20 protein-coding genes are annotated in these 24,674 nt (G+C 71.1%); 8 read left to right on the forward strand and 12 right to left on the reverse strand.

What is annotated here, in order from left to right:
• Positions 1 to 63: 63 nt before the first annotated feature.
• The 3 genes from ACIBUY_RS18270 to ACIBUY_RS18280 are packed head-to-tail and all read right to left on the reverse strand — an operon-like array spanning position 64 to position 2,227.
• Positions 64 to 483: a RidA family protein gene (locus tag ACIBUY_RS18270; RefSeq protein ID WP_365579326.1), complete on the reverse strand. Its 420-nt coding sequence runs from the start codon at positions 481 to 483 to the stop codon at positions 64 to 66.
• Entirely contained in the window at positions 480 to 1,250 is a 771-nt protein-coding gene (locus tag ACIBUY_RS18275) for an IclR family transcriptional regulator (RefSeq protein ID WP_365579328.1), read from the reverse strand. The genes ACIBUY_RS18270 and ACIBUY_RS18275 overlap by 4 nt, the downstream gene beginning before the upstream one ends.
• Positions 1,247 to 2,227: a sugar kinase gene (locus tag ACIBUY_RS18280; protein ID WP_399153178.1), complete on the reverse strand. Its 981-nt coding sequence runs from the start codon at positions 2,225 to 2,227 to the stop codon at positions 1,247 to 1,249. Before ACIBUY_RS18280 ends, ACIBUY_RS18275 begins: the two co-directional genes overlap by 4 nt.
• Positions 2,228 to 2,404: 177 nt before the next feature.
• Here ACIBUY_RS18280 and ACIBUY_RS18285 point away from each other — a divergent pair, with 177 nt between their 5' ends.
• Together ACIBUY_RS18285 and ACIBUY_RS18290 are read left to right on the forward strand one after the other, a co-directional pair.
• Complete coding sequence (locus tag ACIBUY_RS18285; protein ID WP_399153048.1) at positions 2,405 to 3,682, forward strand: amino acid deaminase; 1,278 nt, start codon at positions 2,405 to 2,407, stop codon at positions 3,680 to 3,682.
• Between the two features lie 145 nt (positions 3,683 to 3,827).
• Positions 3,828 to 5,435 (forward strand): amidohydrolase family protein, encoded by a 1,608-nt coding sequence (locus ACIBUY_RS18290; RefSeq protein WP_399153049.1) that lies wholly within the window; start codon positions 3,828 to 3,830, stop codon positions 5,433 to 5,435.
• A gap of 13 nt (positions 5,436 to 5,448) precedes the next feature.
• Here the strand turns inward: ACIBUY_RS18290 and ACIBUY_RS18295 are convergent, their stop codons facing one another.
• Complete coding sequence (locus ACIBUY_RS18295; protein WP_365579535.1) at positions 5,449 to 6,909, reverse strand: cellulase family glycosylhydrolase; 1,461 nt, start codon at positions 6,907 to 6,909, stop codon at positions 5,449 to 5,451.
• A gap of 112 nt (positions 6,910 to 7,021) precedes the next feature.
• Here ACIBUY_RS18295 and ACIBUY_RS18300 point away from each other — a divergent pair, with 112 nt between their 5' ends.
• Positions 7,022 to 7,555 carry a hypothetical protein gene (locus ACIBUY_RS18300; protein ID WP_399153050.1) on the forward strand — a complete coding sequence of 178 codons (534 nt, stop codon included), beginning with the start codon at positions 7,022 to 7,024 and terminating at the stop codon, positions 7,553 to 7,555.
• Here the strand turns inward: ACIBUY_RS18300 and ACIBUY_RS18305 are convergent.
• The gene (locus ACIBUY_RS18305; RefSeq protein ID WP_399153051.1) at positions 7,521 to 8,138 is read right to left on the reverse strand and encodes an alpha-ketoglutarate-dependent dioxygenase AlkB; all 618 of its coding nucleotides are present in this window, start codon (positions 8,136 to 8,138) and stop codon (positions 7,521 to 7,523) included. The genes ACIBUY_RS18300 and ACIBUY_RS18305 overlap by 35 nt on opposite strands.
• A gap of 250 nt (positions 8,139 to 8,388) precedes the next feature.
• On the opposite strand from ACIBUY_RS18305, the gene ACIBUY_RS18310 reads away from it, so the two are divergent.
• Entirely contained in the window at positions 8,389 to 9,600 is a 1,212-nt protein-coding gene (locus ACIBUY_RS18310) for a pyridoxal phosphate-dependent aminotransferase (protein WP_365579532.1), read from the forward strand.
• 106 nt (positions 9,601 to 9,706) lie between these two features.
• Positions 9,707 to 10,111 carry a hypothetical protein gene (locus ACIBUY_RS18315; protein WP_365579538.1) on the forward strand — a complete coding sequence of 135 codons (405 nt, stop codon included), beginning with the start codon at positions 9,707 to 9,709 and terminating at the stop codon, positions 10,109 to 10,111.
• 125 nt (positions 10,112 to 10,236) lie between these two features.
• On the opposite strand, the gene ACIBUY_RS18320 is transcribed toward ACIBUY_RS18315, so the two are convergent.
• Positions 10,237 to 12,069, reverse strand: coding sequence for a phosphoenolpyruvate carboxykinase (GTP) (locus tag ACIBUY_RS18320; protein ID WP_365579530.1), 1,833 nt, complete (start codon positions 12,067 to 12,069; stop codon positions 10,237 to 10,239).
• Between the two features lie 298 nt (positions 12,070 to 12,367).
• Between ACIBUY_RS18320 and ACIBUY_RS18325 the strand changes: the two genes are divergently transcribed.
• From ACIBUY_RS18325 to ACIBUY_RS18335, 3 genes are all read left to right on the forward strand, one after another.
• Positions 12,368 to 13,051: a hemolysin III family protein gene (locus tag ACIBUY_RS18325; protein WP_399153052.1), complete on the forward strand. Its 684-nt coding sequence runs from the start codon at positions 12,368 to 12,370 to the stop codon at positions 13,049 to 13,051.
• A gap of 138 nt (positions 13,052 to 13,189) precedes the next feature.
• Positions 13,190 to 14,755 (forward strand): DHA2 family efflux MFS transporter permease subunit, encoded by a 1,566-nt coding sequence (locus tag ACIBUY_RS18330; RefSeq protein ID WP_399153053.1) that lies wholly within the window; start codon positions 13,190 to 13,192, stop codon positions 14,753 to 14,755.
• Between the two features lie 5 nt (positions 14,756 to 14,760).
• Entirely contained in the window at positions 14,761 to 15,372 is a 612-nt protein-coding gene (locus ACIBUY_RS18335; protein ID WP_399153054.1) for a TetR/AcrR family transcriptional regulator, read from the forward strand.
• A gap of 23 nt (positions 15,373 to 15,395) precedes the next feature.
• On the opposite strand, the gene ACIBUY_RS18340 is transcribed toward ACIBUY_RS18335, so the two are convergent.
• The 6 genes from ACIBUY_RS18340 to ACIBUY_RS18365 form a co-directional block, all read right to left on the reverse strand.
• Positions 15,396 to 15,689 (reverse strand): hypothetical protein, encoded by a 294-nt coding sequence (locus ACIBUY_RS18340; RefSeq protein WP_365579522.1) that lies wholly within the window; start codon positions 15,687 to 15,689, stop codon positions 15,396 to 15,398.
• Between the two features lie 139 nt (positions 15,690 to 15,828).
• A complete protein-coding gene (locus ACIBUY_RS18345) occupies positions 15,829 to 18,222 on the reverse strand; it encodes a galactose oxidase-like domain-containing protein (RefSeq protein ID WP_399153055.1) in 2,394 nt (797 codons plus the stop codon).
• Entirely contained in the window at positions 18,219 to 19,445 is a 1,227-nt protein-coding gene (locus ACIBUY_RS18350; RefSeq protein WP_399153056.1) for a glycosyltransferase, read from the reverse strand. Before ACIBUY_RS18350 ends, ACIBUY_RS18345 begins: the two co-directional genes overlap by 4 nt.
• Entirely contained in the window at positions 19,442 to 21,076 is a 1,635-nt protein-coding gene (locus tag ACIBUY_RS18355; RefSeq protein ID WP_365579516.1) for a phospholipid carrier-dependent glycosyltransferase, read from the reverse strand. The genes ACIBUY_RS18350 and ACIBUY_RS18355 overlap by 4 nt, the downstream gene beginning before the upstream one ends.
• On the reverse strand, positions 21,073 to 22,329 hold the full coding sequence (locus ACIBUY_RS18360) for a glycosyltransferase (protein WP_399153057.1): 1,257 nt from the start codon (positions 22,327 to 22,329) through the stop codon (positions 21,073 to 21,075). Before ACIBUY_RS18360 ends, ACIBUY_RS18355 begins: the two co-directional genes overlap by 4 nt.
• 201 nt (positions 22,330 to 22,530) lie before the next feature.
• Positions 22,531 to 24,570: a thioredoxin domain-containing protein gene (locus ACIBUY_RS18365; protein ID WP_399153058.1), complete on the reverse strand. Its 2,040-nt coding sequence runs from the start codon at positions 24,568 to 24,570 to the stop codon at positions 22,531 to 22,533.
• Positions 24,571 to 24,674 lie beyond the last annotated feature (104 nt).

Raw genomic sequence — 24,674 nt, forward strand, 5'->3', positions numbered from 1 at the left:
ACGGCGCATCGTGGTGATGCGCCGTGCCGTGACGACGTACGGCTGGCTGGTGGTGCAGAACGCTCAGCTCAGAACGGCGAGCGCGTCGATCTCGATGAGCAGACCGGCCGGCAGACCGACGTAGACGGTCGTGCGGGCGGAGGCGGGAGCCGTCAGGCCCTGCTCCTCGAAGTACTCGTTGTAGATGGCGTTCATCTCGGCGAAGTGGTCCACGTCCGTGAGGTAGACGCGCATCATCATCACGTCGTCCCAGGTGGCGCCGCCCTCTTCGAGGATCGCCTTGACGTTGGCGAACGTCTGGAGGGTCTGCTCGCGCAGGGTCGGGCCCGCCGGGGTCGGGGCCTGGCCCTCGACGGCCGGGAGGAAGCCGACCTGTCCTGCGACCTGAAGGATGTTGCCCTTCTTGACGCCGTGCGAGAACTTCGCGGGCGGGGTGGTGTGGGTGGCGGGCGTGAGCGCGATCTTCTCGGTGCTGGAGGTCATGATCCTGAACTGGCTTCCTTCGGTGAGGGGTTGCCGGAGTAGTCCCGGCTGATGGCCTCCGCGGTGCGGCGCACCAGCGGGAGCAGGGAGAGGAGTTCCTCGGCGGTCACGACGACGTTCGGCGCGGACACCGACATGGCGGCGACGACCCTGCCGTCCGCGCCGCGGATGGGGGCGCCGATGCAGTTGATGGACTCCTCGTGACCACCGAGGTCGGTGGCCCAGCCCTGTTCGCCCACCTTCTCCAACTCCCGCAGGAATGCGGGGGCGTTGGGGGTCGAACGGGACGTGTACATGGGGTAGTCGAGCTTGTCCGCGAGGGCGCGGCGCTCGGGTTCGGACAGATCGGCGAGCAGCAGTTTCGCCACGGCCGCGACGGTGATGGCGACGGGCTTGCCGATCCGCGAGTACATGCGGACCGGGTAGCGGCTCTCGACCTTGTCGATGTAGAGGACCTCGTTCTCCTCGTACACGGCGAGGTGGATCGTGTGCCCGACCTTCTCGTTCAGCGCGACGAGGTGGGGGTGGGCGATCTCGCGGACGTCGAGGTTCTCCACGGCTTCCTGGGCGAGCGCGAAGAGGCGGGCGCCGAGGCGGTAGCGCTGGTCGGACTGGCGGTGGACGAGGCCGTGTTCGTGCAGGGTGCGCAGCAGGCGCAGCGCCGTGGACTTGTGGACGCCGAGCCGGTCGGCGACCTGGCCCAGGTCGGCGGGTCCCTCGGCGAGCAGCGGCAGGATGCTCAGCGCGCGGTCGACGGTCTGGCTCATGGCGTACGTACCTCCTCGGCGGCCTCCGATACGGCTGCGACGGTCCAGCCGGGGCCGAGGTGAAGTGTCTCCCACGCGCGCGCGTCGAGGGCGACCAGGCGGTCGGCGTGGGCGCGGCTCGGAGGGGCGGCGAGGTCGCCGGGGACGGTGAGGGCGGCCGCGGCCCACAGGTGGCCGTGGCGAAGCCGGTCGGCGACGGGCAGTTCGCGCAGGGTCGCGGAGAGGAATCCGGCGGCGAAGGCGTCCCCGGCCCCGACGGCGGCGACGACGTCGACGCGGGGGGCGGCCTCTTCGTGGCGGGCGCCCGCGGCGTCGTAGGCGACGGCACCGTCGGCGCCGCGCTTGACGACGAGGAGGGACGGCTCGGGCAGCGCGGCGCGCACGGCGTCGGGGCCGCCGGTGATGCCGAACGCCTCCTCGGCCTCGTCCTCGCCGACGAAGACGAGGTCCGCGGCGCGGGCGAGGTCGAGCAGCACGCGCGCGTCCTGCGGGGTGCGCCACAGGCCCGGGCGGTGGTTGACGTCGAAGGACACGACCGGGACGGTCCCCATGAGCGTACGCAGGAGGGACAGGCAGTCGGCCGAGAGTGCGGCGGTGATGCCGGACAGGTGCAGGACGCGGCCCGCGCGCAGGGCGTCCAGGTCCGTGTTGGCCGCGGACATGGCGGAGGCGGCGCTGCCTGCCCGGTAGTAGGCGACCTCGTGGGCGTCGGTGGCGCGGTCGCCCGCGGTGCGGAAGTAGATGCCGGTGGGGCGGGCAGGGTCACGGCGGACGCCGGAGACGTCGACGCCGTACGCGCCGATGGCCTCGACCAGGTGGTCGCCGAAGCCGTCGGCGCCGACCCGGCTGACCCAGCGGGCGCGGTGCCCGGCGGCGGCGAGCTGGCAGGCGAGGTTGGACTCGGCGCCGCCGATGCCGCGCTCGAAGGAGGGCACGTCGGCGAGGCGCCCCGGCACGGAGGGGACGAACGTGACCATGGACTCGCCGAGCGCGACGACGTCAGCAGGCAGTGTGGTCACGGTGGGCGGCGCTCCTCCGGTCGGGGAGGGCCAACGACTTCGTTGACCCGGCGTTGGCTCGGATGTTAGACAGCAGTAAGCGACATACGCAATGACCGTTGCAGATATTGCAACGGTCAGCCTGGAGGAGGGTCCATGACCGCCAACCGCCCGGACGAGCTCGCGCAGGAGCGGGTGGACTTCCGCTTCAAGGGCCTGCCGCCCGCGGCCGACGGCCTCACCGTCGCCGAGCTCGCGGACCGCCGCCTGAACCTCTTCACGGACGGCTTCACCACCCCGGTCCTCGCCCTGTCCGCCGAGCGCCTGGAGCACAACCTCGCGCTCATGGAGGCGTACTCGGCGCGGCACGGTCTCGCGTTCGCCCCGCACGGCAAGACCTCGATGGCGCCCCGGCTGTTCCACCGCCAGATCGAGCACGGGGCGTGGGGCATCACGCTCGCCGTGCCCCACCAGGTGCGCGTGGCACGGCAGTTCGGCATCGACCGCATCTTCCTGGCGAACGAACTCGTCGACGCGGCGGCCCTGCGCTGGCTCGCGTCCGAACTCGACGCCCACGACGACTTCCGCTTCGTCTGCTACGTGGATTCCGTACGCGGCGTCGAGCTGATGCAGGCCGCCCTGACCGAAGCGGGCGCCACCCGCCCCGTCGACGTGGTGGTCGAGCTGGGCGCGGGCGAGGGTGCGCGCACGGGTGCCCGTACGGAGGCCGAGTGCGCGGCGGTGGCCGACGCCGTGGCCGGTGCCCCGGCGCTGCGGCTCGTCGGGGTCGCCGGGTACGAGGGCGAGGTGCCGGACGCCGACGGCGACGGGGTGCGGGCGTGGCTGCGCCGCCTGGTCGCGCTCACGGCGGACTTCGACAAGGCGGGTCGCTTCGCGGGCCTGGACGAGATCGTGCTCAGCGCGGGCGGCTCCGCGTGGTTCGACGCGGTGGCGGACGTCTTCGCGGAGGTGCCCGAACTCTCCGTCCCCGTACTGAAGTTGCTCCGCTCCGGCGCGTACGTCTCGCACGACGACGGCCACTACCGCCATCTGACCCCGTTCAACCGGGTCCCGGAGGAGGGTGCGCTGCACCCCGCGTTCCGGCTGTGGGCGCAGGTCGTCTCGCGCCCGGCGCCGGACCAGGCGTTCACGAACGCGGGCAAGCGGGACGCGGCGTACGACCTCGACCTGCCCGAGGTCCAGGTCGTACGGGACGCGCGCGGCGGTGCGGTGCGCGAGGCCACCGGGATCTCGGTGACGGGCCTGTCGGACCAGCACGGGTGGCTCCGCCTGGGGCCGGATGCGGATGTCGAGGTGGGTGACTGGCTGGGCATGGGTCTTTCGCACCCCTGCACGTCGTTCGACAAGTGGCAGCTGATTCCGGTGGTGGAGGAAGACGGGACCGTTGTGGAGTACGTCCGGACGTTCTTCTGACCGTCCGGTGGGGCTTCTCGCGCAGTTCCCCGCGCCCCTGATGGCCGCAGGCCATCCAGGGGCGCGGGGAACTGCGCGACCAGCCACGACGAGAGCCGCACCTGGCAACGAACCCACAACCCGGCAGACGAGAGGCCGCACCCCCATGGACCTGGTCATCAAGAACACCCGCGTGATCGACGGCACCGGCGGCGCCTCCTACCGCGCCGACGTGGCGGTCGAGGACGGCCGGATCGCCGAGATCCGGCGCCCGGGCGAGGGCCCCCGGCCGACAGGAACCCGGGTCCTGGACGGCGAGGGCCTCGCCGTGTCCCCCGGGTTCATCGACATGCACGCCCACAGCGACCTGGCCCTGCTTCGCGACCCGGACCACAGCGCCAAGGCCGCGCAGGGCGTGACCCTGGAGGTCCTGGGCCAGGACGGCCTGTCGTACGCGCCCGTCGACGACCGCACCCTGGCCCAGGTCCGCCAGGTGATCACCGGCTGGAACGGCGGCGGCCCCGACGACACCTCCGTCGACTTCGACTGGCGCACGGTCGGCGAGTACCTGGACCGCCTCGACCGCGGCGTCGCCGTGAACGCCGCCTACCTCATCCCCCAGGGCACGGTGCGGATGTACGCCGTCGGCTGGGACGACCGCGACGCGACCGAGGCCGAGCTCGACCACATGAAGCGGCTCGTGGCGCAGGGCATGGAGCAGGGCGCCGTCGGCATGTCGTCGGGCCTGACCTACACGCCGGGCATGTACGCCAAGGACGCCGAACTCACCGAACTGTGCCGGGTGGTGGCCTCGTACGACGGCTACTACTGCCCGCACCACCGCAGTTACGGGGCCGGGGCCCTGGACGCGTACCGGGAGATGGTCGACCTCACCCGCACCGCGGACTGCGCCCTCCACCTCGCGCACGCCACCATGAACTTCGGCGTGAACAAGGGCAAGGGCGTCGATCTGCTCGCCCTCCTGGACGAGGCGATCGCGGGCGGCGCGGACATCAGCCTGGACACGTATCCGTACACGCCGGGGGCGACAACTCTCGTGGCGATGCTGCCGAGTTGGGCCAACGAGGGCGGCCCCGACGCCACGCTCGCGCGGCTGAAGGACGACGGGACGGCCGAGCGCATCCGCCACCACGTCGAGGAGATCGGCGCCGACGGCTGTCACGGCGTGCCGATCGAGTGGGACAAGATCGAGGTGTCGGGCGTCGCCGACCCCGGCCTCGCCTCCTGTGTCGGCAAGACGATCGCGCAGGCCGCCGCCGAGCGCGGCGAGGCCCCCTGGGTCACGGCCCGCCGCCTGCTGATCGCCGACAACCTCGGCTCGTCGATCCTCCAGCACGTCGGCCACGAGGACAACGTCCGCGCGATCATGCAGCACCCGGTGCACACCGGCGGCAGCGACGGCATCCTGCAGGGCTTCAAGCCGCACCCGCGCGCGTACGGCACGTTCCCGCACTACCTCGGGCACTACGCCCGCGACCTCGGCGTCATGTCCCTGGAGGAGACGGTCGCGCACCTGACGTCGCGTCCCGCGGCCCGGCTCCGGCTGCCCGACCGCGGGCTCGTCCGCGAGGGCTACCGCGCCGACCTGGTCGTGTTCGACCCGGAGACGGTGGCGGCGGGCTCGACGTTCGAGGCGCCGCGCACGCTGCCCGTGGGCATCCCGCACGTACTGATCGACGGCCGGTTCGTGATCGAGGACGGCCGCCGCACGGACGTGCTCGCGGGCAGGTCCGTCCGGCGCACCACGCGCTGAACCCGTCGAGCGGTCAGTCCGCGTCCGGGACGGGCGTGATCCGGACGCGGTGCGATCCCGGCCCCGAACTCACCACCAGCACACGGGACTTGGCGTCCCACGACACCACCTCACCTCCCGAGACCCGCCCGCCCTTGGGGAAGTCCCGGGCGGGAAGGTACACCTCGGTCCCGCCCGAACCCTCTGTGCCGCCACTCCAACTCACGCTCAAGGTCCGCGACTTGGCGTCCCACCCGTACGACTGCGGCGTCCCGGCGACGGCGAGCGGCGTGGGCCGGTCGAGGACGGGCAGCAGCTTCGTCGGCGTGAGGCGGCCGCTCTTCGTGCGCTCCCAGGGCGCCCAGGTGCCGGGGTCACTGGACCAGTAGGCCGTGCCCGCGCCCATCTCGTCGGCGATGCGCCGCACTTCGCGTACGTAGTCCAGGGCGCCCGGCAGGGTCGCGTCGAGGCCGTACTCGCCGATGAGGACGGGGGCGTCGAGGCGGCGGGCGGTCCGCTCGGTCTGCGCCCGCCACGAGCCGAGCGTCCGCTTCACCCAGGCCCTGGTGTCGCCGGTGTAGCCGCCGCCGAGATCCATGGGCAGCGGGTAGACGTGCGGCGCGTAGGCGATCCGTGCCTCGTCGCCGCTGCCGCGCGGGTCCTTCAGGTACGGGAGTCCGCTGGGCAGGCCCCAGTTGGAGCTCACGGCCTCGGGCTCGACGAAGATCCAGGAGTCGCGGTCGACGGCCCGGACGGCCCGGATGGTGCGCCGGTACAGGGCGGCGAGCGGGCCCGCCTCGAAGGCCGGGCCCTGGACGGAGCCGCCCCAGGGCTCGTTCATCAGGTCGTAGCCGATGACGGCGGGGTCGTCGCGGAACCGTGCGGCGACGTGCGCCCAGGCCGCCGCGTACCGGGCCCGCAGGTTCCGGCTCGCCTCCTTGGTGCCCCAGAAGTGGTCGAAGGCGCGCAGGGTGCCGGGTTCGATGTACTTGAGCTCCCACTGCTCCTGCTCGGCGACGCCGAGGCCGTCGGTCTCGGTGGCCCAGGCGGGCGCGCCGTTGCCCTTGGTCCTCGGGCCGTAGACGTCCTGGTGCATGTCGAGCATGACGTGGTAGCCGCGCTCGCCGTACCAGCGCACGCGCTCGGCGACCCGGTCGAGGTACGCCTCGTCGTACGCGCCCGGCCGGGGCTCGACGTTGCGCCACTGGATGAGGAACCGCACGAAGTTCGTGCCGAGTCGGCTCTTCTCGCGCGCGACGTCGGCCTCCTTCACCCACGGCATGCCGTCCGGCTCGGACTTGGCGCTGGAGGCGGTGTTGAGGCCGTTGAGGACGAGGGCGCGCCCCTGGTCGTCGGTGATCCAGCGGCGCCCGGCGCCGTCGGCGCTGTCCGGCCCCACGGCGACGAGCAGCGCGGCGGCGACCGCGACGGCCGCCGAACACGCCGTCCACGTACGCCACTTGACTCGCATCCCGGCGATCAGAGCTGAGGCCATGGCGCGGATCGTAAGCACGGAAGCGGCCCCCGCAACAGACCTGAGCATTGTTCAACTTTTCCGCTCCCGCCCTCTGTCGCACGACCCCGCCGGCCGCCTACAGTGACGCGCCATGCAGCCCACGCCCCCTCGCTGGACCCGCTGGACCGCGACCACGTCCGTACTCTGCGGCTGCCTGCTGCTCGTCCTCGCGGGCGGCTTCGGGCCACTGCTGACGTACGTCACCGCGCACGCGGGCATGACCGTCGTGCCGAGCGCGCTCGGCGTGCCCCTGGGCCTGCCCGGGCTGCGCGCGGTGCCGCTCGGCGACACCACGTGGCCGTGGCAACTGGCCGAGGACTTCGGTGCGTTGACGCTGCTCGCGGTGGCGGTGCTGCGGATGCGGCGGCACGTGCGGCTGCGGCCGGAGGGCGGACGCGGGCGCCGTCTGCTCGCCGGCTGGACCGCGCTGATCGCGGGCGCGGCCGTCGCCGGAGCGTGGCGCGGCCTCGTCGCGGCGCGGATGGTGGAGGCGAGCGTCCCGGGCTGGCTCGGGTACGCGGTGGCCGGCGCCCTGTTCGGCGCGCTGTGGGGTGCGGTGCTCGGCTGGATCCCGGGCGCGGGAGCCGCGTTCAGCGCACCCCGTGCGGCCGGAACTGCACACTGATCCGGGGTCCTGCGGCCCGCGCCGACTTGGGCACGGCGTGCTCCCAGGTCCGCTGGCACGAGCCGCCCATCACGATCAGGTCCCCGTGCCCGAGCGCCCGCCGCACGCTCGGCCCGCCGCCGACGGGCCTCAGCAGCAGATCCCGGGGCGCCCCGACGGACACGATGGCAACCATGGTGTCCTCACGGGCCCCGCGCCCGATCCGGTCCCCGTGCCAGGCGACGCTGTCCCGCCCGTCGCGGTAGAAGCACAGGCCCGCCGTGGTGAACGGCTCCCCGAGCTCATCGGCGTAGTACGCGGACAGGGCGTCGCGCGCCTCGTCGAGCACGGGGTGCGGCAGCTCCTGCCGGGGCCCGTAGAACTTGAGCAGCCTCGGCACCTCCACGACCCGCTCGTACATCTGCCGCCGCTCTGCCTGCCACGGCACCCGGCCGGCAAGGTGCCCGAACAACGCATCGGCCCCGTGCAACCACCCCGGCAACACATCGATCCAGGCCCCGCCCCCGAGCACGCTCCGCCGCATCCCGGCGAGATCCCCGAGCGCGGTCTCCTCGGCCTGATCGAAGAGCGATCCCTGAAGCATGGGACCCAGCTTAGCGAATGAATAGAACATGCGCTCGAATTGCCGTGCCGCCGGCACACGAACCGCCCGAGTGGCCCATCTCACCCAGCACCCCGGCCCGCCCCATCCAAGCCGCTCCCCCACGCGCACCCCGCATTCCGGAGGCGACCGGCACGCAGTGCCACCGCTTCGCAGAGTGGGGTGTGCGGGGTCCGCTCGCGCGGGCGTAAACAGAGCGCGCGGGCCCGAAACACGGTCGTAAAGTCTGACCATGCAGCTCATCCAGTCGACCAAGCTCGCCAACGTCTGCTACGAGATCCGGGGTCCGGTGCTCGAGGAGGCGATGCGGCTCGAAGCGGCAGGTCACCGGATCCTGAAGCTGAACACGGGCAACCCGGCGGCGTTCGGCTTCGAGTGCCCGCCCGAGATCCTCGAGGACATGCTCCGCAACCTCGGCGACGCCCACGGCTACGGCGACGCCAAGGGCCTCCTCGCAGCCCGCCGCGCGGTGATGATGCACTACCAGACCCTCGGCGTGGAGACCGACGTCGAGCACGTCTTCATCGGCAACGGCGTCTCCGAGCTCATCGTGATGGCGATGCAGGGACTCCTCGACGACGGGGACGAAGTGCTGGTCCCCGCGCCGGACTACCCGCTGTGGACCGCCGCCGTCTCGCTCTCCGGCGGCACCGCCGTGCACTACCGCTGCGACGAGCAGTCCGACTGGATGCCGGACCTGGCCGACGTGGAGCGGAAGGTCACCGACCGCACCAAGGCCATCGTCATCATCAACCCCAACAACCCCACCGGCGCCGTATACAGCGACGAGATGCTGCGCGGCCTCACCGACATCGCGCGCCGCCACAACCTCCTCGTCTGCTCCGACGAGATCTACGACAAGATCCTCTACGACGACGCGACGCACACCCCGACCGCCGCCATCGCCCCCGACGTGCTCACCCTCACCTTCAACGGCATGTCGAAGGCGTACCGCGTGGCCGGTTACCGGGTGGGCTGGATGGCGATCTCCGGCCCCCGCTCGCGCGCACAGTCGTACATCGAGGGGCTCACCATCCTGGCGAACATGCGCCTGTGCGCGAACATGCCGGGCCAGCACGGAGTCGTCGCCGCACTCAGCGGACGCCAGACGATCCAGGACCTGGTGCTGCCGGGCGGGCGGCTGAAGGAACAGCGCGACGTCGCGTACGAGCTGCTCACGCAGATCCCCGGCGTCAGCTGCGTGAAGCCGAAGGGCGCCCTGTACCTCTTCCCGCGCCTGGACCCGAAGGTCTTCAAGGTGAAGGACGACCGGCAGATGGTGCTCGACCTGCTGCGCGCCGAGAAGATCATGGTCGTCCACGGCACCGGCTTCAACTGGCCGGAGCCCGACCACTTCCGCGTCGTGACCCTGCCCACCGCCGGGCAGCTGCGCGAGGCGGTGACCCGGATCGGGACCTTCCTCGACGGGTACAGCCAGCCCTGACGACGCCCCCACTGCGGGCCGCGCCCAACTTTGGACAGGTTCTAAGTTAGACAGAATCTAATGTACGATGGAGGCCAAGCTGCCCCGCCTTGCCCTGGAGGCCTCCATGTACGAGCCGATCCGCACCAAGTCGGTCCACACGATGGTGGCCGACGACACCACGGGCGACTTCCCGCACCGCTCCCGCGAGGAGGAGCTGGACATCCAGCTCGCCGGTCACCTCGCGGCGCTGCTCGCCGTCACCGACGAGCTGCGCGCGCTCGCGCCGAGCGGCGACCTGGACGAGGCGGCCGACGCGCTCGCCGCCCAGGTCGCCCGCCTCAGGGGCGGCCGCACCCCGGTGCGTTCCGCGGTGGCCGCCGCGATCCACGAACCGGCGCTGGCCGCGCTGCACCAGCGCGCGCACGCCCTCGCCGGGCGGGCCCTGGTCGTCGCCGCGTCGCGCGCCGACACCGCCGCGGCGATCCTCGCGGCCCAGCGGATGGACGCCCACACGCTGGTCGCCGCGTAGGCGAGTTCCCGCAGGAGTCCCTCAGGAGTCCTCTCAGGAGTTCTCCCAGGAGTCCCTCAGGAGTCCCTCAGAACGCGATCGAGCCCCCCGCACGCCGTTGTGCGGGGGGCTCGGTCAGGTCCGGGCTAGCCGAGGCGGTCCACCAGCTTGCGGTACTCGGCCCACAACTCCTCCGGCGTGTGATCGCCGAACGTGTTCAGGTGGTCCGGGACCAGCGCGGCCTCCTCGCGCCAGACCTCCTTGTCGACGGTGAGCAGGAAGTCCAGGTCCGCGTCGGCCATCGCGAGGCCGTCCGTGTCCAGGGACTCCTTGGTCGGGAGGATGCCGATCGGGGTCTCGACACCTTCCGCCCGGCCGTCGAGGCGGTCGACGATCCACTTCAGGACGCGGGAGTTCTCACCGAACCCGGGCCACACGAAGCGCCCGTTCGCGTCCTTGCGGAACCAGTTGACGTAGTAGATCTTCGGGAGCTTGGCGGCGTCCTTGCCCTTGGCGACGTCGACCCAGTGCCCCATGTAGTCGCCCATGTTGTAGCCGCAGAACGGCAGCATCGCGAACGGGTCGCGGCGCAGCTCGCCGACCTTGCCCTCGGCCGCGGCCGTCTTCTCGGACGCCACGTTCGCGCCGAGGAAGACGCCGTGGTTCCAGTCGAAGGACTCGGTCACCAGCGGCACGGCCGACGCGCGCCGCCCGCCGAACAGGATCGCCGAGATCGGCACGCCCTTCGGGTCCTCCCACTCGGGCGCGATGATCGGGCACTGCGAGGCGGGGACGGTGAAGCGGGCGTTGGGGTGGGCCGCCGGGGTGCCGGACTCCGGGGTCCAGTCGTTGCCCTTCCAGTCCGTCAGGTGGGCCGGAGTCTCCTCCGTCATGCCCTCCCACCAGATGTCGTTGTCGTCGGTCAGCGCGACGTTCGTGAAGACCGAGTTGCCCCACAGCGTCTTCATCGCGTTGGCGTTGGTGTGCTCGCCGGTGCCGGGCGCGACACCGAAGAAACCGGCCTCGGGGTTGATCGCGTAGAGCCGGCCGTCCTCGCCGAACCGCATCCAGGCGATGTCGTCACCGATCGTCTCGACGGTCCAGCCGGAGATCGTGGGCTCCAGCATCGCGAGGTTCGTCTTGCCGCAGGCCGACGGGAACGCGGCGGCCACGTACTTCGACTCCCCCTGCGGCGGGGTGAGCTTGAGGATCAGCATGTGCTCGGCGAGCCAGCCCTCGTCGCGCGCCATGACGGACGCGATGCGCAGCGCGTAGCACTTCTTGCCCAGCAGGGCGTTGCCGCCGTAGCCCGAGCCGTACGACCAGATCTCGCGGGACTCCGGGAAGTGCGAGATGTACTTCGTGGAGTTGCACGGCCACGGCACGTCCTGCTCGCCCTCGGCCAGCGGAGCGCCCAGCGTGTGCACGGCGCGCACGAAGAAGCCGTCGGAGCCGAGCTCGTCCAGGACCGCCTGGCCCATGCGGGTCATGGTGCGCATGGAGACGGCGACGTACGCCGAGTCGGTGATCTCGACGCCGATCGCGGACAGCGGCGAGCCGAGCGGGCCCATGCAGAACGGGACGACGTACATCGTCCGGCCCTTCATCGAACCGCGGAAGAGCCCCCCGTTCCCCTCGTTCCCCTGGAAGATCTCCCGCATCTCGGACGGGGCCTTCCAGTGGTTGGTCGGGCCCGCGTCCACCTCCTGTTCGGAGCAGATGAACGTCCGGTCCTCGACCCGCGCGACATCGGTCGGGTCGGAGGCGGCGTAGTACGAGTTGGGGCGCTTGATCGGGTCGAGCTTCTTGAACGTCCCCTTGGCGACGAGCTCGTCGGCGAGCCGCTCGTACTCGGCCTCGGAGCCGTCGCACCAGACCACACTGTCCGGCTGAGTGAGTTCCGCGATCTCGTTGACCCACGAGATCAGTTCCTTGTGGTCGGTCGGGAGGGTGAGGGGAGCCGCGATGTCGCGCGCCACGATCGCTCCTAAATGAGGGCTTGTTGAGTTGGTTGCCCCGTGGGGGCCGCGACCCGGACGCCGCGCCTCCCGTTCCACTGGATCCCAGTGAGCGCTCATCCGGTGCCGACCGCACTCATTTGATCATCCGACCGATTCGCCCATCTGTCCAGGGGGCCTCACAGGTGAGCGGAGTGAGCATTGCCACTCCATTGAGGGCGCACGGGAACGCGTAGGGATCAAGACGTGGGGTTAACCCCAGGTGAGAACTGGCGCTCGCCCTATCGGCCACCTACGGTCGCGTAGGTACGATGCCTGGATGAGCGTCGCCGCAGAGCAGCCCGAAGTGCCCGTCGCAGAGCCGTCCTTGTTGAAGCCGAGACTGCGCGGGTGGCTCCACGCGGGCATGTTCCCGGCCGTCCTCATCGCCGGCATCTTCCTCACGGCCCTGGCCGACTCGACGCGCGGCCGCATCGCCTGCGGCATCTTCGTCACGACGGCCTGCCTGCTGTTCGGCGTGAGCGCGCTCTACCACCGGGGGAACTGGGGGCCGCGCGCCGACGGCATCCTGCGCCGCCTCGACCACGCGAACATCTTCCTGATCATCGCGGGCACCTACACGCCGCTGACGATGCTGCTGCTCCCCGACAGCAAGGGCGACGCACTGCTGTGGGGCATCTGGGCGGCGGCCGGCGCCGGCATCGCCTTCCGCGTCTTCTGGGTCGGCGCCCCGCGCTGGCTCTACACCCCGTGCTACATCGCGATGGGCTGGGCCGCGGTCTTCTTCCTGCCGGACTTCATGCGCACCGGCGGCATCGCGGTACTCGTGCTGGTCGTCGTCGGCGGGCTGCTCTACAGCGCGGGCGGCGTCATCTACGGCATCAAGCGCCCGAACCCCTCGCCCCGCTGGTTCGGCTTCCACGAGGTCTTCCACTCGCTGACCCTCGCGGCGTTCGTCGTCCACTACGTCGGCATCTCGCTGGTGGCCTACCAGCACTCCTGACCGTTCCGGGGCGCCTTCAGGGCGCCCCTTCCCCATGGCCGCGGCTCACCAGCCGCGGCCATTTTGCATGCTCGGCCCTCACTTTCGGGAGAGACTCTGTATTGACAGACACTAGGAACTGAGAGCTACTCTCATTTCATGGTTACTGTCACTCAGCAAGTGGAGTCGCGCCCGGATCCCCGGCGCTGGTGGGCCCTCGGGGCCCTGGTCGCGAGCATGCTCGTGCTCGGTTTCGACATGACGATCCTCAACGTGGCGCTGCCGACGATCTCCGCGGACCTCGGCGCCACCACCGGTCAGCAGCAGTGGATGGCGGACGCGTACATCGTGGTGTTCGCCGCCCTGATGCTCCCGGCCGGACTGCTCGGCGACCGGTTCGGCCGGCGCCGGATGCTCATCGGTGGACTCGGCATCTTCCTCGCCGCCTCCCTCGTGGGCGCCTTCGCGAGCGACGTCACCTGGGTCATCGTGGCCCGCGCCCTGATGGGCGTCGGCGGCGCGCTCGTGATGCCGCTCGCCATGTCCGTCCTGCCCTCGCTGTTCCCGCGCGAGGAGCAGACCACGGCCCTCGGCATGATCTCCGCGGCCTCCGCGCTCGGCATGCCGCTCGGCCCGATCATCGGCGGCTGGCTGCTCAACCACTTCTGGTGGGGCTCGGTGTTCGTCCTGAACGTGCCGATGGTCGCGATCGGCATCACCGCCTGCCTGCTCCTGCTCCCCGAGAGCAAGGACCCGGCCGCGCCCAGGGTCGACATCGTCTCCACCGTGCTCACCGCGCTCGGCCTCGGCAGCCTCATCTACGCGATCATCGAGGGCCCCGCGAAGGGGTGGAGCGCGGCCCTCGTCATCGGCGGATTCGCCGCGGCAGTCGTCCTGCTCGGCGCACTCGTGCTGCGCGAGCGGCGCAGCGAGCGCCCCATGCTCGACCTCTCGCTCCTGTCGCACCGCGGCTTCCTGAGCAACACCGTCGCGGCGACGCTCGGCATGTTCGTCCTGTCGGGCGTGATGTTCCTGCTGCCGCAGTACCTGCAGGCCGTGCTCGGCATCGACTCGTTCGGCACCGGCGTCCGGATGGTCCCGCTGATGGGCGGCATGCTCGTCGCGGCGAAGCTGGCGCAGCCGCTGGTCGTCAGGTTCGGGGCGCGGTCGGTGATCGTCGTGGCGCTGGTGGTGCTGGCCTTCGCCGCGTTCCTCGGGGCGCGCACCACGGCCGACTCCGGGTACGGCTTCACGGCGCTGTGGCTGTCGATCGCCGGGGTCGGCATCGCCTTCGCGATGATCCCCGCGATGGGCGGCGCCCTCGGCGCGCTCGCCAAGGACCAGGCGGGCCGCGGCTCCGGACTGCTCAGCACGGTGCGCCAGACCGGCAGTGCGCTCGGTGTCGCCCTGCTCGGCGCCCTGGTCGCCGGCGCGTACGCGGACCGGCTCGGCACGGACGGCCTGTCCGGCCCGGCGGCCGACGCCGCCCGCGACTCGGTGGTCGGCGCCCATGTGGTGGCGGGCAAGCTCGGCGACCAGGCACTCGCGGCCTCGGCGAACAGCGCGTACCTGCATGGCATGGACCTCGCCCTGGTCGTCATCGGCATCGTCGCCCTGGCCGCGGCCCTGCTCTCGGCCGCCTTGATGCCCGGTCGCGCGCGGCCCGCGGAGACGACGGCGGCCGGCACGGAGGTGGCCCCGGTCAGCGCGGATGCCGGACAATGAGCGCCATGGCCGCCTCAGCACAGAGCGCCGCGGAGCCCAAGATCGGGCTCCGCGAGCGCAAGAAGATCAAGACCCGGACGGCGATCCGGGACGCGACGTACCGCCTGATCAGGGACCAGGGGTACGACGCGACGACGGTCGAGCAGATCGCCGAGGCCGCCGAGGTGTCGCCGTCCACCGTCTTCCGCTACTTCCCGACCAAGGAAGACATCGTCCTCACCGACGAGTTCGACCCGATCCTCGAGCAGGAGCTGCGGGCCCGGCCCGCCGACGAGTCGATCGTCGACTCCCTGCGGCACGTCATCGACCGCAGCCTCGACCTCGCACAGGGCGGCGAGGACCCGGAGGTCTCCAAGCTTCGGATGCGGCTCCAGGTCGAGGTGCCCGCGGTGCGCTCCCGGATGATGGAGTCGATGTCGGTCACGGGCCAGATGATGTGCCGCGTACTGGCCGAGCGCACCGGGCGCGACGCGGGCGACCTCGAGATCAGGGCGTACGCGATGGCACTGGTCGGCGCGCTGATGGAGGCCGCGCGGTACTGGGCCGAGCACGGCTACGAGGGCGAACTCCACGGGTACGTCATGCGTGCCCTCGGCGCCGTGCAGAGGGGCCTGTAGGTCCTGCCTTCAGGCTCCTGCCTTCAGGCGCGCCCGAGGTCGTCGAACCCCTCCGGCTTGAGCGAGTAGAAGCTCCACGTCGAGCCCTTCGCCCAGCCACCCACCCGGATGTCCTCCGTACCGGAGGCGGCCGACGACCAGCGGATCCGGAACGTGTGCGCCGTCCGGCACCGGTTCCGGTAGTAGACGGTCGTCGTGAAGATGCCGCCGTCCTTCCAGGACCAGGTGAAGCAACCGGTCGCTCCGCGGTGCACCGTGTCCGCGGGCGCCGCCAGCAAGGTACCGGTGAGCACGGCGGCTACCAGGGCTTGGATCATGCGGTACGTATGTCAGCGCGACGGGTCCTGGAAACCTTGCGGGCCCCCGGGTGCCCCGTCAGGGGCGCGGGGCCGTGTCACCAGCGGCTCCGCCGCGGGGCGCGAGAAGCCCCACCGGGCGGCACCCGGCGACGAACCGTCACCCCGCAGACGTGTCCCCCCGCCCGCAAGCAACCCCGTCCCCGTTCCGATCCAGCCGCAACGGATCGTCCCGCCCGTTCACCTTCAAGCGCCCGTACTTCTGCTCCGCCAGCCACGCACACCGCCCCGCCGCGGTGGCCGGCTCACCCGGGAACACCGTGGGCACGCACACATTGGCGGAGCCGTAGTGCCGGTCGCAGCCCGAGATGGTGGGGCTGACCGGGGCAAAGGCGCGCCGGGCCCGCTCGGACTTCGGCGCGGCTGGCAGGTCGGAGGCGAAGGCGTGGACGTGGGCCTCGGGGGCGGCCGTCCCCGTCGGGCCGGTCAGGTGCACCCACTGGGCGACCGACGGCACCCCGTTCGCGTCGACCGCGAAGAGCATGTACCAGCCGGGCGGCGCCAGGTTCGGGTTCGACGTGACGTTCAGGTCGACGTTGTTCCCGTCCACCGACAGCGGCAGGTCCACGTAGCGCTGGTTCGGGTCCGACGAATGCGTGACCGCCGCCGGGCGGATCAACTCGGCCTTGGCGACGGGCCGGTCGACCGTGATGCGCTGCGTGTCGCCGTACTTCCACTCCTTGTCGATGACCGAAGTGATCGACGGGCGCGCGCCCTTGAGGAGGTACGGCGGGGTGTAGATCGACACGTTGTGGTTCCAGGAGCCGTTGCCCGGGTTGTCGCCCGTCGTCATGACGCGGCCGTCGGGGAGCAGGAACGCCGAGGAGTGGTAGCCGCGCGCCTCCGGGTCGGGCGCGACCGGGTCGAACGTCGTCGTCTCCGGGTCGAAGACCGAGGACTCGTACACCGGGTTGGCCCGGTTGTGCAGGGCGCCGCCCGTCTCCAGGACCTTGCCGTCCGGGAGCAGGACCGCGGAGACGTACATCTTGCCCTGGTTGCCGGTCTCGGCCTGTTTGCCGTTCCCCAGATCGACCGTCCCCTGCGGGAGTTGGGGCCCGGCCACGTACGCCGGGGCGGCCGCCTTCAGATCGATGATGTCGACGAGGCGGCCCGCCTCCGGGTTGGAGTCGATGTTGCCGCCGCCCATCGTGAGGACCTTCTGGTCCTGGGCCGGAGGCAGCAGCACGCTCGCCGACTGGTCGCGCTCGTCCTTGCTCCGCAGGCCCGGCACGTCGGTGACGGTGTTCTTGTCGTAGTCGTAGACCGAGGAGCCGGTGCCGGGCGTGCCGTTGCCGAAGACGTGGCTGCCCGAGTAGAAGAGGCGGCCGTCCTGCATCAGGATCATCGACGGGTACAGGCCCCAGTACGACCAGGTCTGGTTGACCTGCGACAGGGGCAGCCACTGACCCTTCGCCGCGTCGAACCGCTCGGCGGTGACCGACCCCGAGGAGTCCTCGCGCAGGCCGCCGAACGACATCACGTCACCGTTGCCCATGACGGTCGCCGACGGGTACCAGTGGCCGTCGTTCATGTCGTTGGTCCTGCTGTACGTCTCGGTCGCCGGGTCGAAGACGTAGGAGTCCTTGAAGCCCTCGTAGCCGTGGGAGCCGTCCTTCGCCGGGTACGCCTGGTTGCCGCTCATGACCAGGACGCGGCCGTCGGCGAGCTGGACGTGGCCCGCGCAGAACATGTCCTTCGGGGTGGGGATCGTCTTGTACGTGCCCTTCTGCGGGTCGTAGAGCGCCGAGGTGAAGGTGCCCGCCTCGAACATCTCCTCGCTGTTGCCCGAGCCTGCGATCAGCAGGATCTTGCCGTTGTTGAGGACCACGGAGTGCATGGAACGGACCGGGTTCTGGGTGGGCAGGACGTCCCACTTGCCGTCCTTGCACTGCTCGGCGGTGCCCGTGCAGTCGGCGGGCGGCAGCGTGTCCGCGACCTGTTCCATCGTGTAGTCGTCGGTCGTGGCCGAGCCCGTGCCGTAGACGGAGACGCCCCAGCTGATCCGGTCGGTGCCCGTGGGCACTTCGGGCGTACGCACGCTCGCCTGCGCCCAACTCGCGCTCATGTCCAGGGTCTTGAGGTCGGTCCAGTACTGCCAGCCCGCCGTCCTGTCGTGCCGGAACAGGGTGAGGGAGGCGTCGGGCGTGGTCGTCTTGTACCAGAGCCCGAGGTCGTACTGTTTGCCGACGGAGACGGGCGGCGCGCAGTCGTCGGACTCGGCGATCAGCGCTTTGCGGTCGCCGTCGACGCGGCGGGTCAGCTCGACCTTCATGGCCTTGGCGCCGGTGTGCGCGTCGCCGGTAGCGGTGAACGCGAAGTCGTTGTCGCCCCAGCCGGACTTCTCCCAGCAGGAGGGCATGTCCCCCGCTCCGGCCGTCTCGAAGCCGGGGTTCTTGATGAGGTTGGCGGCGGAGGCGGGCTGCGGCACGGCGAGCAGCAGGCCCGCCGCCAGCGTCGTCACGCCCAGCAGGGCGGTTCGGCGGGTCGTTCTCACGCGGCAACCCCCTTGGCGCTCTTCTTCGTGCTCTTCTCCGTGCTCTTCTTCGTGCTCTTCTTCGTGCTCTTCTTCGTGCTCTTCTTCGCGTACACGAGCGCCTCGGTCCCCGCGAAGCGCAGGACGAACGTGGTGACGAGCGCGAGGGCCGTCGCGGGCAGCACGGACACCCCCAACTCCCCTACGAACAGGGCGATCAGCGGAATCCGCAGCACCAGGTCCGCGTTGGCGAGCAGCGCGAAGCGGGCCGTGCGGTCGGCCCAGTGGCGGTGGCCGCGCCGGTCGCGGAAGAGGAGGCCCTCGATGAGCAGGAAGTTCCAGGCGACGCCCGCCTGGTTGGCGAGGATCTCGGCGGGCAGGTAGTGCACGCCCGCATGGGTGAGGGCCCACAGGGCGGCGAGGTTCGGGACGAAGCCGGTCAGGCCGATCAGCCCGAAGACGAGCATCCGCGCGACCGGTGACGCCGTGCGCAGCTCGACCAGGTGCCGGAGGTAGCGCAGGCCCTCCTTGATGCCGGACTTGGACTCGCCCGCGTACCGCTCCTGGAAGACGAACGGCGCCTCCGTCACCGTCAACCGCTCGCCGCGCAGGGCGAGTTCGAGCAGGATCTTGTATCCGTCGGGCTTGAGCACGTCCGGGTGGACGGCGGCGCGGCGGATCGCGAAGAAGCCGCTCATCGGGTCGCTGATGCCGCGCAGGCCGCGCGGGAACAGGCCTTTGGCGAGCCAGGTCGAGGCGCGGGAGACGGCGACGCGGTAGCCGCCGGACAGTCCGGCGCGGCTGCCGCCCTTCACGTACCGGCTGGCGACGACGAGTTGTGCGCCGTCCGCCTCGCCTCTTGCCACCAACTCCGGTACCAGGGACGGCGGATGCTGCAGGTCGCCGTCCATCACCACGACCCAGTCGGACGTGGCGGCCCTGATGCCCTCGACGACGGCGCCGCCGAGGCCGCCGACCGGTTCGTCGCGGTGGATGACCGTGACCGGGAAGGGGCAGTCGGCGGCGATCTCCCGGACGACGCGGGGCGTGTCGTCGGTGGAGTCGTCGACGAAGACCACCTCGCAGGGCAGCCGCGCGGGCACCGCCTCGGTGATGCGGTGCAGCAACTCCCCCACGTTGTCGACCTCGTTGAAGGTCGGTACGACGATGGTGACGGCGCCGGGTTCGGCGACCTCGGCCGCGTCGAGCTGCGCTTCTGTTCCGTACTCGGGGTGCACCGTCATCGGTCCCCGCCTTCCTGGCTGTGGCGGATGCGACGAATCTCGATCCGGTCCTCGCCGGTGCCGAACGTGGCGACCGGCGTCGAGTGCGTGAGTGCGGCCCTGACGTTGGGCAGGTCCACGGCGTCACGGCGCACCGTCGGCGACGCCACGACGTAGTCGAGGTCGCGCCAGCCGCGCGGGATGGTCCTGGTGACGGCCGGGTCGAGGTCGGCCTTGTAGAACCAGATGGCGCCGAGCCCCGGCTCGTATCCGGCGTGGACGAGGTCGAGCCAGAGCGCGTCGTCGACGAGGACGCGGGTGTGGGCCGGGTCGGGGACCTCGTGCGCCATCCAGGCCGCCGCCGAGCGGTAGGGCGCGTTCGCGTCGACGGTCATGGCCGTGCGGTCGCCCTCGTACCAGCGGGGCACGACGAGGGAGGCGGCGCAGGCGGCGAGCAGCGCAACAGCCGTGAGTCGTATGCCACTTGGCACGCGCGCCGGGCCGCGCAGGCGCAGGGCGTGCACGACGCTCGCCGCCGCCCCGGCGAGCACGAGCGCCAGGAACGGCAGGGCCTGGACGACGTACATCGCGGGGAGATAGCCCGAGGGCCGCAGCGCGACGAGGCCGAGGACGGCGACCGCGAGCGCCGGTCCCGCGAGGGCCCGTGCCGAGACCGACCAGCGCAGCACGGCCAGCAGGAACAGGGCCGCCGCGAGCCCGCCGAGCGGCAGCACCTTGTCGTAGTACAGCCAGGAGTGCAGCACTCCGTGCGAGCCGGAGCCGGTGTCGAGGATGAAGCCGGATCCGGGCCTGCTCATCTGGTACGAAATGCCGTCCCACAGCGAGACGTGCCCGCCGCCGGGGAACAACTCGCCCTTCAGCAGGGCGAAGAGCGGGTAGGACAGGCCGACGAGCGCGCACGCGGTGATCGCGCCCGTGAGGGCGAACTTGCGGGTCGCCGGATGCCCGTGCCGCCACATCGTGACAAGCAGCGCGGGCAGCAGCACGAGCATCGTCTCCTTGGAGAGCACGCCCGTCGCGGCCGCGATCCCCGCGGCGAAGTGGTGCCACAGGTGCCGGCTCGGGGACGCCGCCAGGCAGAACGCGAGCAGCATCCACATCACGGCGATGTTGTCGAGGAAGATCTCCCGCTGGAGCACCACCGACAGCGGCGAGAGCCCGAACAGGGCCATGGCCAGGCCCGCCGCCCACATCGGCAGCCGCAGGCGGCGCGCGAGCACGTACAGCAGGACGGCGCTCACGGCGCTGACGCCCAGCATCAGCAGCCGCATCGTGCCGACCGTCATCGCCGACGGATCGGCGAGCGAAGGGAGCCAGCCGGCGGCGGCCAACTGCAGCCAGCCCAGCGGCGGATGGTCGTACCAGTACGTGTAGTGGGCGAGGCCGTGGCCCTGCTGCACGGCCCAGGCCTGGGCGAGGTAGGTGCCCTCGTCGTCGCTGAAGTTCGGGTAGCCCGCGATGTTCCAGCCCTGCACGAGGACGATCGCCGCGAGCAGGACGGCGCACAGGGCGAGGTCGGCCGGGGAGCGGCGGAAGCGGACGGCCCGCTGCGGGGTGCGCAGCCGTACGGGCACAGGTGTGGTCTGCGCGGCGGGCTTGTTGCTGCTCGCCGCGGGGAGGGTGGCGGTCACGCCGTGACGTCCTCTCGGGCCGGTACGGTCACGCGGGGCTCACGGGGCTCACGGCTCTCGCGGGGCCCGTCGAGGTGGGCGCCCGTGTGGCTGGTCAACTCCCAGTCGCTGCGCCCGCGTTGCTCGCGCCACACCGCGCGGATCGCGGCCCCGGCGAGCAGTACCTGGTAGAACGGCCCGCCCACGACGAGCTTCAGGTAGTGCACGAGGCGCACCCGAAGGCCGTACTGCCTGCCGAAGTCGTGCAGTCCGACGACCTCGAAGACGAAGGTCACGAACGCGGTGACGGCGGGCAGGAAGGTGATGAAGGCGATGCCGACGGGCACGTCCATGAGCAGGGCGACGGCCGCGTTCAGCGGGATGATCAGCCCGGTGAAGGCCTGCATGAACGGGGTCATGAGGGTGTAGCGGGCGAGCAACCGCTGCCGGAACGTGGGCAGTTGCTTCCAGTCCTTCTTCCGGTAGACCTGGAGGAAGCCCTGGTTCCAGCGGGTGCGCTGCTTGAGCAGGGACAGCAGCGTGCCCGGCGTCTCCTCGCGGGTGACCATGTCCGAGTCGTACGCGACGACGACCTTCTTGCCGACGCTGGACAGGCGCACCCCCAGGTCGCAGTCCTCGGCGAGGCAGTCGGGGTCCCAGCCGCCCGCCTCGCGCAGCACGTCGGTGCGGACGAAGACGGTGTTGCCGCCGAGCGGGATGAATCCCTTCTGCGCGTGCAGGTGCAGCCGGGAGCGGAACCAGAAGAAGTACTCCAGGCAGTTGCGCAGCGCGTACCAGCTGGAGTGGAAGTTGATCAGCTGGACGCCGCCCTGCACCACGTCGGCGCCGGTCGACCTGAAGGCGTGGTCGACGTGCGCGAGCAGGTCGTGGTGCACCTGGTCCTCGGCGTCGAAGACCCCGACGACGTCGCCGCGGCAGTGCGGCAGCGCGGTGTTGAGCGCCTTGGGCTTGTTCTTCTTCGCGTGGTGGTCGACGACGACGCGCACCCGCGGATCGCGGGCGGCGGCCCGCTCGGCCACCTCGGCGGTCTCCGGGTCGTCGTGCCCGACGATGACGACGATCTCGAAGTCGCGGTGGCCCGACTCGAGCAGCCGCTGGATCGTGTGGTCCAGGACGGCCTGCTCGTGCCGGGCGGGCAGCAACAGCGAGAAGGAGAGAGCCCCGTGATCGTCGGGGCTCCCGAAGCGGGTGGACTCCAGCACCTCCGGCGTGCGCCAGGCGTGCATCTGCCACCACAGTGTGAAAGCGGCCATCCAGAACAAGGCCAGAGAAATGGCCGCAATGAGCGCAGCGCTGAGCGCAGCGCCGACATCGGTCGCCAGCAAGCAGATCCCCCCAGATCCAAATCCCCCCAGGCGTGACCAGCGGCCACGCCCGCCCCACCGATGTAGTTGAGGATAGGAGGAATCTGTGAAAGGCGGGAGAGTGTTGGGATAAATCCCGTGCTACGACTGTTAATCCTGTGTTTCAGCCAAGATCCGGCTCAGTCGGTCGACGTCCGTCACCGGCGCATCACAGACGAAGTGGCGGCACACATAGGCGGTTTCGAGCCCGTCGACCCGCAACCGGTCGGCGAGCAGGGGCAGTTCGTCACTCCCTTCCGCCCCGGCCGCGACCACGGCCCCCGGCGCGGTCCCGGTCAGCGCGGCGTGGTGCATCCGCCCGCCGACCTCGCCCACGACGGCGATCTCCCGGGGCCCGTCGAGCAGGGCCTCCGCGACGGCGAGCCCGTTGCCGATGAACCGGGGCGCCCGCGGGCCGAGCGCCTTCACCACGCCGAGGGCCCGCTCGGCGGCGCTGCGGTGCGGCTCGGACCCGGTGTGCGCGGCGTACGACAGCAGGGCCCCGGCCGCGGCGGTCCACCCGGAGGGCGCCGCGTTGTCGGTCGGGTCCTGCGGCCGCCGGATGAGCTGCTCGGCGTCCACCGCGGTGTCGTACAGGGCGCCGCTGTCCCGGTCCACGAAGCGGTCCAGGACGTGGTCGAGGAGGAACCCGGCGAACTCCAGCCAGACGCCCTCACCGGTCACGGAAGCAAGCGCGAGGAACCCCTCGGCGACATCCGCGTAGTCCTCCAACACCCCGCTGTTGGCGCCGACTTGACCGTCCTTGCTGGTCCGCGAGATCCGGGCGAGGGGGTCCATGTGCAGCCGCACCAGCAGGTCCCCGGCGCACACGGCGGCGTCGACGAGGTCCTGGCGCCCGAAGTAGGCGCCGGTCTCGGCGAGCGCGGCGATCGCGAGCCCGTTCCAGGCGGCGACGACCTTGTCGTCACGGCCGGGCGCGGGCCGCTGCGCGCGGGCGGCGCCGAGCCGCTGCCTGATGCTGTCGACCTTCGCCGCGTCGAACACCTCCTCGTTCTGCGGCAGTTGGAGGACGGAGGCCCCTTCCTCGAAGGTCCCCTCGTCCGTGACGCCGAAGTACCGGGCGGCGAGCGCCCCGTCCTCCTCGCCGAGCACCTCGGTCAACTGCTGTGGCGTCCATACGTAGTAGGCGCCCTCGACGTGCTTCCCGCTCGCCGGGTCGGTGAAGTCGAGGCTGTCGGCGTCGAGCGCGGACGCGAACCCGCCCTCGTTCGTCCGCAGTTCACGCACCATGAAGTCGGCGGTCTCCAGGGCGATGCGCTGCGCGAGCCCGGATCCGGTGGAGCGCCACAGATGCGCGTACGCACGGCACAGCAGCGCGTTGTCGTACAGCATCTTCTCGAAGTGCGGCACGGTGAACTCGCGGTCCACGGAGTACCGGGCGAAGCCGCCGCCGAGCTGGTCGTAGATCCCGCCGCGCGCCATCCGCTCGCAGGTGTCGGCGGCCATCTGCAAAGCGCCCTCGGCCCCGGTCCTCGCGTGGTGGCGCAGCAGGAACTCGATGACCATGGACGGCGGGAACTTGGGCGCGCCGCCGAACCCGCCGTGCGTCGCGTCGTACTCGCGCACGAGCCCGAGCAGCGCCTGCCCGAGCTCCTCCGCGCCGGGCACCTGCGTCTCGCCGTACGGCAGTTCGCGCTTGGCGAGATCGGCCGTGATCTTCGCGGCGACCTCGGTGACCTCGCCGCGCCGGTCCGTCCACGCGTCCCGTACGCCCTGCAGGACCTGGGTGAAGGACGGCATGCCGTGCCGGGGCTCGGGCGGGAAGTACGTGCCGAAGTAGAACGGCTCGGCGTCCGGGGTCAGGAAGACGGTCATCGGCCAGCCGCCCTGGCCGGTGGCGGCCTGGACGGCCTCCATGTAGACGGCGTCGACGTCGGGGCGCTCCTCGCGGTCGACCTTGATGTTCACGAAGTGGTCGTTCATGACGGCGGCGGTGGCGGCGTCCTCGAAGGACTCGTGCGCCATGACGTGGCACCAGTGGCAGCTCGAATACCCGACGCTGAGCAGCACCGGCACGCCACGCCGCCGCGCCTCCTCGAAGGCCTCGGCCGACCAGGGCCACCAGTCCACCGGGTTGTCGGCGTGCTGGAGGAGGTAGGGGGACGTCTCATGGGCCAGTCGGTTCGGCATGTCCCCATCCTTGCGCATGACGGTCACGGTCCTGTCTTTGATCGCAGGGACCCTCGCGCCTTCACTCCATACGCAGGACACTTGACGCGGAACTGTCGCAACCG

The sequence above is a fragment of the Streptomyces sp. NPDC050085 genome, from assembly GCF_044460595.1.
Taxonomy (GTDB): domain Bacteria; phylum Actinomycetota; class Actinomycetes; order Streptomycetales; family Streptomycetaceae; genus Streptomyces.

Bases quoted from the DNA above. Each gene is read 5' to 3' on its own strand.
- ACIBUY_RS18270 (WP_365579326.1), bottom strand. From the start codon at position 483: ATGACCTCCAGCACCGAGAAGATCGCGCTCACGCCCGCCACCCACACC.
- ACIBUY_RS18275 (WP_365579328.1), bottom strand. From the start codon at position 1,250: ATGAGCCAGACCGTCGACCGCGCGCTGAGCATCCTGCCGCTGCTCGCC.
- ACIBUY_RS18280 (WP_399153178.1), bottom strand. From the start codon at position 2,227: ATGGTCACGTTCGTCCCCTCCGTGCCGGGGCGCCTCGCCGACGTGCCC.
- ACIBUY_RS18285 (WP_399153048.1), top strand. From the start codon at position 2,405: ATGACCGCCAACCGCCCGGACGAGCTCGCGCAGGAGCGGGTGGACTTC.
- ACIBUY_RS18290 (WP_399153049.1), top strand. From the start codon at position 3,828: ATGGACCTGGTCATCAAGAACACCCGCGTGATCGACGGCACCGGCGGC.
- ACIBUY_RS18295 (WP_365579535.1), bottom strand. From the start codon at position 6,909: ATGGCCTCAGCTCTGATCGCCGGGATGCGAGTCAAGTGGCGTACGTGG.
- ACIBUY_RS18300 (WP_399153050.1), top strand. From the start codon at position 7,022: ATGCAGCCCACGCCCCCTCGCTGGACCCGCTGGACCGCGACCACGTCC.
- ACIBUY_RS18305 (WP_399153051.1), bottom strand. From the start codon at position 8,138: ATGCTTCAGGGATCGCTCTTCGATCAGGCCGAGGAGACCGCGCTCGGG.
- ACIBUY_RS18310 (WP_365579532.1), top strand. From the start codon at position 8,389: ATGCAGCTCATCCAGTCGACCAAGCTCGCCAACGTCTGCTACGAGATC.
- ACIBUY_RS18315 (WP_365579538.1), top strand. From the start codon at position 9,707: ATGTACGAGCCGATCCGCACCAAGTCGGTCCACACGATGGTGGCCGAC.
- ACIBUY_RS18325 (WP_399153052.1), top strand. From the start codon at position 12,368: ATGAGCGTCGCCGCAGAGCAGCCCGAAGTGCCCGTCGCAGAGCCGTCC.
- ACIBUY_RS18330 (WP_399153053.1), top strand. From the start codon at position 13,190: ATGGTTACTGTCACTCAGCAAGTGGAGTCGCGCCCGGATCCCCGGCGC.
- ACIBUY_RS18335 (WP_399153054.1), top strand. From the start codon at position 14,761: ATGGCCGCCTCAGCACAGAGCGCCGCGGAGCCCAAGATCGGGCTCCGC.
- ACIBUY_RS18340 (WP_365579522.1), bottom strand. From the start codon at position 15,689: ATGATCCAAGCCCTGGTAGCCGCCGTGCTCACCGGTACCTTGCTGGCG.
- ACIBUY_RS18350 (WP_399153056.1), bottom strand. From the start codon at position 19,445: ATGACGGTGCACCCCGAGTACGGAACAGAAGCGCAGCTCGACGCGGCC.
- ACIBUY_RS18360 (WP_399153057.1), bottom strand. From the start codon at position 22,329: ATGGCCGCTTTCACACTGTGGTGGCAGATGCACGCCTGGCGCACGCCG.
- ACIBUY_RS18365 (WP_399153058.1), bottom strand. From the start codon at position 24,570: ATGCCGAACCGACTGGCCCATGAGACGTCCCCCTACCTCCTCCAGCAC.